Origin of the sequence: Alistipes sp. D31t1_170403_E11, assembly GCF_015553985.1 — a bacterium.
In the GTDB taxonomy this organism is placed as follows: domain Bacteria; phylum Bacteroidota; class Bacteroidia; order Bacteroidales; family Rikenellaceae; genus Alistipes; species Alistipes montrealensis.
In genome coordinates this window covers 513035-523179 of record NZ_JADNHQ010000004.1, presented here as the reverse complement: position 1 = coordinate 523179, position 10145 = coordinate 513035, and the positions used below count along the sequence as shown (strand labels likewise).

Below are 10145 nucleotides of genomic sequence, written 5' to 3'. Positions count from 1 at the left end.
TTTTTATTTTAAAAAACAAATTAGATTAACGCTTATGGTAAGAAAAATTCTACTATCGTTAATTGCTTTATTGGGGGGGGGAATCTTACTTTCACTGGCCCAAAATAAGCAAGTTTCCGGTACAGTTTCCAGCGCGGACGGAAAGCCCGTGGCTGGTGCAACTGTCATGGTCGATGGCACTCAAGTCGGCACTACCTCGAATGCGGACGGTAGTTTCACCATTTCGGCCCCCGGAAACGGATCGTTGGTCGTGTCTTTCATCGGCTATGAGACCCAAAAGGTCGCCATTGCCAATAAGACGCGTATCAACATCACGTTGAAAGAAGACACGCAGGCAATCGACGATGTGATCGTCGTCGCATTCGGTACGGCCAAAAAAGAGGCTTTCACCGGATCGGCGAAAGTGATCAAATCCGACGATCTGATCAAAACGCAGTCCTCGAACGTACAGGATGCGCTGGTCGGTAAAATCGCCGGCGTACAGTTTACGTCCGCATCCGGCCGGCCGGGTTCCGGACAGAAGATTTACGTGCGCGGCTACGGCTCGATGAACGCCAAGAACGACCCGCTCTGGGTTGTCGACGGAGTTCCCTACGAAGGCGACGTAAACAACATCAATGCCGCCGATATCGAATCGATCAGCGTCCTCAAAGACGCCGCATCGAATGCACTCTACGGCGCCCGCGGCGCCAACGGCGTAATCATGGTAACGACCAAGCGGGCCAAAGTCGGCGAAGCAGTCGTAACGTTCGACGGAAAATGGGGTATCAACACCCGCGCGCTGCAAACTTACGACATCGTAGAGGATGCCGGCGAGTACTACGAGATGCACTACAAATCGTTGTACAATTATTACACGCTCGAACAGAAATACGATGCACTCTCGGCAAACATGGCAGCCAACAAGCTGCTGACATCGAACGATGCCGGAGGTTTGGGCTACAACGTCTTCACCGTACCCGAAGGGCAGAATCTCATCGGTGAGAACGGTCGTCTCAATCCGCGGGCAACCCAGGGCCGCCTCGTAACCGACTCCAAAGGTAACCAGTTCTACCTGCAACCCGACAACTGGCTCGACGAAATCTACAAATCGGCGTCGTTCCGCCAGGAGTACAACGTAAACGTATCCGGGGCATCGGACCGCGCCAATTTCTACGCATCGCTCGGCTACCTGGACAACACGGGTATCGTCGACGGTTCGAGCAACGAGCGCTACACTGCCCGCCTGCGTGCGGATTACCAAGCGAAGAAGTGGCTGAAAGTGGGCGGCAACATGTCCTACACCCATTTCGTCTGGAACAACGGCAACAAGACCAACGTCGATGGAGAGGGCCAGGGCGAAGGTAATGCCGACGGCGGAAACGCATTCGCGACGGCCATCCGCATGGCTCCGATCTACCCTGTCTACATGCGCGACGCCAACGGCCGGATCATGATCGACGAGTACGGCTTCAAGATGTACGACACGGGCGACGGCCGCAACGGCGGCGCGCTGCGTACGAACGGCGGCAAGAGCAACGACCTGCAGGATATCCAGTTGAACAAATACATCAACGAAGGCAATGCCTTCACGGCCAACGGATTTGCTGATTTCTCGCTCTACAAGGGCCTAAAACTGACCCTCAACGGCAGCGTATCGCTCAATGAGACCCGTGAAACGCAGGTGTCGAACCCCTATTACGGACAGTTCGCCGAATCGGGCGGAGCGGTTCTCAAGGCTCACATGCGCGACATCACCTACAACCTGCAGCAGCTCCTGACCTACAACCACACATTCGCCGAGCGCCACAACCTGGATCTGCTTGTCGGACACGAGATGTACAACCGTAAATCGTATGAACTGTACGCCTCGAAAACCATGATGTATTCGCCGGACAACAACGAACTCAGCGGTGCGGTCGTAGACTCTTCGAAATCGGGTTCGTCGGTATTGGAATACAACAACGAAGGTTATTTCTTCCGCGGACAGTACGATTACGACAACCGTATCTACGTTTCGGGATCGTATCGCCGCGACGCCTCGTCGCGCTTCCACCCCGACCACCGCTGGGGTAACTTCTGGTCGGCAGGCGCAGCCTGGATCATCAGTCACGAGAACTGGTTCGACGTTTCATGGGTCGACATGCTGAAAGTCAAAGCTTCGTACGGCTCGCAGGGTAACGACAACCTCGGCTCGAAAGCGGAGACCTTTTACCGCTACGTCGACTACCGCGAGATCCTGAGCAGCGGCAGCGGCGTAACGAGCACCCTGTTCCGCAAAGGCAATCCCGACATCACCTGGGAGACCAATGCCAACCTCAACATCGGTGTCGAGTTCGGACTCTGGGACAACCGTCTGTCGGGCGGCATCGACTTCTTCAACCGCAAGACCTCCGACATGCTGTTCGAACTCGCTACCCCGCTGGAAGCCGGCTATACGTCCATCTTCACCAACATCGGCGACATGGTCAACCGCGGTATCGAAATCGAGCTGAACGCCGACCTGATCCGGACCAAAAACCTCGTATGGGACTTCTCGCTCAACATGACCCATTACAAGAATAAGTTGGTCAAACTGCCCGTGCAGTATAAGAATAACACGACGGCCGACGGAAAACACGTAGGCCGCCAGCAGAGCACCAAATTCCTCACCGAAGGCGAATCGGTCTTCTCGTTCTACCTGCCGACCTATGCCGGCGTAGACCAAGAAACCGGTAAATCGATGTGGTACACCTATCAAACCGACGAGGCGACCGGCGAGAAAAAGCGTATAACGACCACCGACTATTCGGTAGCATCGCAGGAGGGACGCGAAATGCAGGGCGACGCACTTCCCGACCTCTACGGCGGTTTCAACACGTCGCTGCGTTTCTACGGCGTCGATTTCTCGGTCGGATTCACCTACCAGATCGGCGGACAGGTGCTCGACGAAGGTTACAGGTTCTACATGGACTCGCCGCTGGGAACCTCGACCGGAAGCAACTACCACCACGACCTGCTCAATTCATGGACTCCCGAGAATTCCAGTTCGAATATTCCGCGTTTCGCCTACAACGATCAGGATCAGGCAGCCATCTCGAGCCGTTTCCTCACCGACGCATCGTATCTGAACATCCAGAACATCACGCTCGGCTATACGCTGCCCAAACGCATCACGCGTAAGTTCCTTGTCGAGAGCCTGCGGATTTATGTAGCCTGCGACAACGTGTGGTACTGGTCCAAGCGCCAGGGTCTCGACCCGCGCCAGGCCATCACCGGAATCACGAATCCCTACTACTACGCCCCGATCCGCACCTTCTCGGGCGGTGTAACCGTTACGTTCTAATTTCTCCAAACGATGATTATTATGAAAATGAATAAAATACTGAAATACACGGCGGTACTTCTCGGTTCATCGGTACTTCTCCCGGGCTGTATCAAGGAGACCTTCCCCGAGAGCGGATATGCCACCAGCGACCAGACGGCCGAATCGCCGTTTGCCATGGAGGGCCTGGTTACGGCAATGCCTACTGTCCTCATCACCAGCTACCTGGACCTCGGCGAACACTTCGACTTCGGTTATCCGGGCATCTTCGGCGCAACAGACCGTATGGCCGGCGAAGTATTCCCCGTCAGCGGCAACCTGCCGGGCGGCAACCAGTATTACGATCGCTGGCAGCCCTGGCTCTATGTAAACGGACTGGCCGCAAACAATTGGCCCACCGAGTTCTTCTATACCAACTATTACAAATTTATCTTCACAGCCAACGAGGCTATCGAGATCGCGAAGACCAACGATGCATACGGGGAGATGCTGGGCATAGGCAAAACGTTCCGCGCCCTGGGCTACCTCGATATGGCCCGTCAGTACGACCCGCTTCCGGCCAAAGCCCCTGAGCGTCCCGCTTACGAGACCGAACTGGAAGCCGTCAAGGGTCTGACCGTCCCCATCGTCCGGGAGGGCATGACGCTGGAAGAGCTGGAGAACAACCCGCGCGCATCGCGTGAAGAGATGTTCAAATTCATCTTCGAGGACCTCAACGACGCCGAGAGATTGCTGGCCAACTACACCCCGCCGACGAAGAACCTGCCCTCGCTGGCCGTAGTCTACGGTCTCAAGGCGCGCGCCTATCTCTGGCTGGGCGGATTCACCGAATCGTATGCCGACATTCCGACCGGCGACGCAGCCTACCGGCTCGCGGCCGAATATGCCCGCAAAGCCATCGACGCTTCGGGTTGTTCGATCATGAACGAAAGCCAGTGGCTCGACCCGAAGACCGGGTTCAACACGGTCAATTCGGCGTGGATGTGGGCGATGATCCAGACTTCCGACACCGTACTCAACAACCTGCTCTCGTGGTCGGCGCACATGTGCCCCGAAGCGATCTGGGGATACGGCTACGGCGCACAGCCGGGTATCTCGGTATTCAACTACAACCGCATTTCGACGGGCGACTTCCGCAAAAAGGTCTTCGTCGGCCCGGATCGTTCCTACGAGGCGATGAAGCCTTACACGAGCCTTACCGAGGAGGAATTCGAGACGATCGCTCCCTATACGTCGTTCAAGTTCCACACGGCAAACGGCGAAAAGACCAACTATACGACGGGTAACGTTACGAGCATCCCGATGATGCGCGTCGAAGAGATGTACCTCACCGAAGCCGAAGCTACGGCGCACTACGACGCGGCTACCGGCAAAACGCTGCTGCAATCGTTCATGGTCAACCGCAACCCGTCCTATACGGTCCCCGCGGCAAACGACCTGGTCGACGAAATCATTTTCCAGAAGCAGATCGAGTTTTGGGGCGAAGGCATCATCTTCTACGACCTGAAGCGTCTGAACAAGAGCATGCACAACGGCGACAACGGCACGAACGCACCGTCGAGCGCCCAGTTCACCACGGATGGCCGCGCTCCCTGGTGGAACTGCGTGATTCCGCTGACCGCCGTACAGCAGAATACGGGGCTCAGCGGCAAGAACAACCCCAATCCGAACCAAACGGTCAAGTCTGTCAAATAAAAAACGCAGCCATTTATGAAAAGCTTAAAAATATTCTTTTTGGCGACCGTCGCCATCGCCGCAGGACTTTTCACGGCCTGCAACGACGATGACTTCACAGCAGGTCCCGATGTCGACGGTGCACAGGTTTACTTTCCCGAGAACGTAACCACGCAGCACAGTATCAGCGACGATGTCACCTCGATCGCCATTCCCGTAAAACGCATCGTCAAGGACGAGGCCCTGACCGTAGCGATCCTCGCAAGCGACGAATCGGAGTTGTTCACCATTCCTTCGTCGGTAACGTTCGCCGCCGGCAAGGAAACGTCCGAACTGCTGATCACGTTCGACCGCACCAAACTCGAAGACGGCAAGGAGTACCCCCTGTCGTTTCTGATCAACGACGAGGACAACTCGACGCCCTACGGCAACCGCATGCTCAGCATCACGGTCGCACCCTGGCCCTGGGAAGAACTGGGGACCGGAAAGTTCCGCGACGACTGGCTCTGTGCCATGTTTAAAGGCGGAAACCCCGAAATCGAGGTTACCGTCCACAAACACAAATCGAAAGCGGGTATCTATATGATCGAAGAGATGTACGGCTGGCCTTTCCTGACCGAATTCTTCGGAGCCGATCAGGAGACAGTAGAAGCACAGGCCGTTACATATACTCCGGCCAATATCACGATCGACTGCAGCGACCCGAACAAGGTATTCTTCCCCCGCCAGTTCACCGGAGTAACCGATATTGATTCGAGTTACGGAGATTATGAGATAGCAACGCTTTCAGGCGGCGAAGGCACGCTGGTAAACGGCGTGATCACGTTCCCGAAAGAGGCTCTCGGACTCCTTTGCAAAGCCGGCAACAGCAAAGCCAACAAGAACGGGCTGTTCCGCATCATCCTGCCCGGCTACGAAGCTGTCGACTACTCGCTGGCCGCTGTTTACGGCGGCATGAAGGTAGGTTCGGACAATGAAACCGCAACCGCCGTGGTCGATTTCACCTACGGAGCCGACGTTACGGGTATCAGCTATGTGTTCGTATCGGACGACGCAACCGACAAGGCCGACGAAATTGCAGCGGAAATCGTTGCAGGCACGGCCGAAAACATCTACGAAGTCAAGAATTTCGAAGTCGGCGCAGAGAAGGTTTCCATCGAAGCGGAACTCACCGCTCCGGCCGCCTACACCGTAGTCGCCCTGCCGAAAGACAAGAGCGGCAAACTGCTTGCCGGCGAGGTTTCCGCCTCAACGTTCTACTTCCCGGGCATGGCCGGGGCTGTTCCCGAAAACGACATCGCCGCAACGCTCATTAAAGTCAGCGAATATCCCGATGCTGCCGACTATGTATCCCAGTGCCCCGACTATTCGTCGTTCGTCTATGAGGTTTCCGGCACGGACATGAAGTCGGTCAAGATCTATATCAACACGACCTACGTGATCGAAAACATCGATATCCAGAGCGGCGGCCTGACTTTGCAGGAAGCGGTAAGGCAATACGGCAAGGAGTTCGGCGCTTCCGAGATGGCAGAACTTGCAGAGACCGGAAAGTATTGGAACCTCTCCACCGACCTGGCTTCCGGCACGTCCTACACGCTGGTCGTCGAAGCTACGAACAACTACGGAAAAACGAAGCTGATCCAATCCGAGCCGTTCAGAGTAGGCGTACCGCCCTATACCGGCGAACTGGCCATCGGCAAATATGACATGTCCTACGTGGCCGATGCGGAAAACACCTTTGAGAACGTATTCGAGGTTGTGCCTACGGTCGGCAGCGGGACCGAATTCTTCGTGAAGGATTTCGCAATGGAAGACGATACGCAGTGGTATGCAACCTACGATTCGGGTAAGTCGACGCTGACGCTGAGCGGTGTACAGCTCGGCCGTGAGAAGGACGGCAACCTGCTCGGCGCATTTACGGAGGCGCTCACAGCGGACCAGTCCCTCGGTTACGGTATCTATTCGTTTGCAGGCGAAGAGAGCAAAGGCAGCGATCCGGTCGTACTGACGGTGGATCCGGCATCGAAACAGGTCTCGAAACTGGTGACCGACATCGAGGTTCCCGTTGCGGACTTCACGGCCGGTAAGATCGTCGGAGCCATGGCGGCGTACTATGCCGACGGCACGGTCATCACGAAAAACAGCGGAACGTCGTCTGCATCAGCGATTAAGACCCAGGGTGTCCGCACGAAGATTCCGTTCAGCAGCGTCCGGGTTCCGGCATCTGTCAAAAAGTCGCTCGACAGCCGCGCTCTGCTGACCAATACCGGATTTGTCAAGAAAAGCTACGACACGAACAACGGCGTACGCACGCTTTCCGTGAAAACGGCGCAGTGCGAACCGCTGCCGAAACAAATCGGCCGGCGCGCCGATTTCAAAATCCGTGAGAATCGTCCGATTTTGAAATAATTTCCGTACCTTGTTCCACACGACCCGACACAGTCCGAGTGACCGTGTCGGGTCTGTGGTCAATGGAACGCAACACCGGACACTACATAATAACACGATTACCTGAATTATGAAAAGGACAAAAACTTTATGGAGCCTGCTGCTCCTGTCTCTGGCGCTCGTACTGGGTTCGTGCGCCAAGGATGCGACCGAGCAGGCAACGGGAGCGGGGCCGGAAGCAGAAATCGCCTCCAAGCTCATATTCTCTTCGAAAAACGCAATCAAGGGCGAACTGCTGGTCTATTTCGGCGAAGAGGCTGTTCCGAGTGTCGAAAAATCGGTCATGCAGGTTACACGGGCAGGCGGCGTCGCCACCCGTTCGGGCATCGTCGACTTCGATGCCGTGCTCGGCAATATCGGCGTAAAAGCTTTGCAACGCCTGTTCCCCGTAGACGAACGGAACGAAGAACGGACGCGCGCCGCAGGCCTGCACCGCTGGTATATCGTCGATTTCGATGACAATGTCGACCTCGACCAGGCGGCCCGCAGCATGGCCCGGATCGCCGAAGTAAGCAAAGTGCAGTTCAACAAGCAGCTCATGCATGTCCGCGACGGCAAGGTTACGCCGCTTATCGAAACCGCAGCCACACCGCAAACCCGCGCGGCCATCGGGTTCAACGACCCGCAACTGGGCAAACAGTGGCACTACATCAACACCGGGGACAAGTCGATCTATTCGAAGATCAAAGCCGGCGCCGATGTCAACTGCGACGAAGCGTGGCAATATTGCACGGGCGACCCGCGCGTCGTCGTCGCCGTAGTGGACGGCGCCGTGCAGTGGGACCATCCCGACCTCGAAGCCAACATGTGGATCAATACGCGCGAACAGAACGGCACGGAAGGCCGCGACGACGATTCGAACGGCTATGCCGACGACATCCACGGATACAATTTCGTCGACAACCAGAAACTCACCAAAGCAGACGACCACGGCACACACGTAGCCGGAACGGTTGCGGCCGTGAACAACAACGCAACCGGCGTCTGCGGCGTCGCAGGCGGTTCAGGTAAGAACGACGGCGTGAAGATCATGTCGTGCCAGATTTTCCGCGGCGAGGAAGGCGGTTCGGCCGCCATCACGGCAAAGGCCATCAAATACGCAGCCGACAACGGAGCGGCAATTATCCAGTGCAGTTTCGGCTACGAAGCGGGCGACGTAACCTCCGACTCGGCATACACAAGCGGCGCCAGCGCCGAGAAACAGGCCATCGACTATTTCACTTCCACGCAGAACTGCGCGGCCGTAAACGGCGGAATCGCCATATTCGCCGCAGGCAACGACCTGGCCGGCATATCGGGTTATCCCGGGGCTTACCGCGACTACATCTCCGTAACCTCCATGTCGTGCGACTACACCCCGGCCTACTACACCAACTACGGACCCGGCTGTAACGTCGCGGCTCCCGGAGGCGACGCCTACCAGTCGTATCTGGAAAACAGAACGGAGGCAGCGCAGGTCCTCTCGACCATTCCCGGCGGCCGGTACGGGTACATGCAGGGAACATCGATGGCCTGTCCCCATGTTTCGGGCGTTGCGGCGCTGGGGCTCTCCTATGCGCTGCAACTCGGCAAGACCTTTTCGCAAAGCGAGTTCAGGACACTGCTGCTGACATCGGTAAACGACATCAACCAATACTGCACCGGAACCAAACAATATATTACCGATCAGGGTTCCATGGCCACACTCGACCTTTCGAAACACAAGAAAGGAATGGGCACGGGCTACATCGACGCATACCAGGTGCTGATGAACGTACGCGGTATCACCTGCATACCGATTCCTGCCGGCAGCCAGTATACGCTGAACATGCAGCCCTATCTCGGCGACGGTAACCTGAACATGACGATCAGGGGGATCGACATCTCCACCGGGGATATGGAGCGGCTCGGCATGACTTCGAAACCGACGCTGTTCGCCAACCAGATCATCCTCAAATGCACCAAGCCCGGTTCGGCGATCGTCCGGATCAGCTTGATGGCAGGCAACGGCAACGACAGCGGAATGAACGGTATGCAGATCACGAAGGAGTTCGCCTTAATCGTACGCGAGATTCATTCCCAGAACGGAGGTTGGTTATAAAACAAGGACAGACTATGAAAAACATCAGATTGATATTGATCGGACTCGCCGCCGTATTCGCCCTGACCGGGTGCGGCGATTCATCCAAGGATACCCCCGAACCCGGACCTGGACCCGAAAACGGCAATGGTTCCGTTATCGGCGAGTGGCACATGATTTCGTGGAGCACGCTCAAGGCGGCAGACATTTACCTCTCTTTCGACGAGGCGGGTTCGTTCCATATCTACCAGCGGTTGTATAAGCCCGAGTACGTCCACCTGGACGGGCACTATACCTACGACAAACCCACGCTCAGCGGCAAATACAGCGACAACACCCCATGGGGAAGCCCCTCGTACCGGGTTTCGTTCAACGCGGACGGAACACAAATGACGCTGACCAGCACGACAAGCGACGATGTCTCCGTCTTCGTAAAGGCGAAAATTCCATCGGAGATTATTTCCGGAGCAATGGAAGCAAGCCCCCAGAGCCGGGCATCGGAACCTCGGTTCCTGTAACTGTCTTTTTCTTGGCATGCGCCGCAATCCGATAAGGGATTGCGGCGTTTTGCTTTCAAGGCGATAGATACGACACCCCTTTTTCACACCCCGGCATGCGACTTGCCGAAGTAATAAAAAAACGGTAACAGTACGGAACGGATTTTTTCGTAAATTTGTGCCG

At 56.2% G+C, this 10145-nt stretch carries 5 protein-coding genes; all 5 read left to right on the top strand.

Annotation, left to right across the window (positions count from 1 at the left end; all coding sequences use genetic code 11):
* Positions 1 to 34 precede the first annotated feature (34 nt).
* The 5 genes from I2E69_RS11335 to I2E69_RS11315 all read left to right on the top strand — a co-directional run bounded on the left by I2E69_RS11335 (position 35) and on the right by I2E69_RS11315 (position 9982).
* Positions 35 to 3304: a SusC/RagA family TonB-linked outer membrane protein gene (locus I2E69_RS11335; protein WP_195461313.1), complete on the top strand. Its 3270-nt coding sequence runs from the start codon at positions 35 to 37 to the stop codon at positions 3302 to 3304.
* 21 nt (positions 3305 to 3325) lie between these two features.
* Positions 3326 to 4978 carry a RagB/SusD family nutrient uptake outer membrane protein gene (locus I2E69_RS11330; protein WP_229095467.1) on the top strand — a complete coding sequence of 551 codons (1653 nt, stop codon included), beginning with the start codon at positions 3326 to 3328 and terminating at the stop codon, positions 4976 to 4978.
* 15 nt (positions 4979 to 4993) lie between these two features.
* On the top strand, positions 4994 to 7366 hold the full coding sequence (locus tag I2E69_RS11325) for a hypothetical protein (protein WP_195461312.1): 2373 nt from the start codon (positions 4994 to 4996) through the stop codon (positions 7364 to 7366).
* 109 nt (positions 7367 to 7475) lie between these two features.
* On the top strand, positions 7476 to 9485 hold the full coding sequence (locus I2E69_RS11320; protein ID WP_195461311.1) for a S8 family peptidase: 2010 nt from the start codon (positions 7476 to 7478) through the stop codon (positions 9483 to 9485).
* 14 nt (positions 9486 to 9499) lie between these two features.
* A complete protein-coding gene (locus tag I2E69_RS11315) occupies positions 9500 to 9982 on the top strand; it encodes a lipoprotein (RefSeq protein ID WP_195461310.1) in 483 nt (160 codons plus the stop codon).
* Positions 9983 to 10145: the final 163 nt, after the last annotated feature.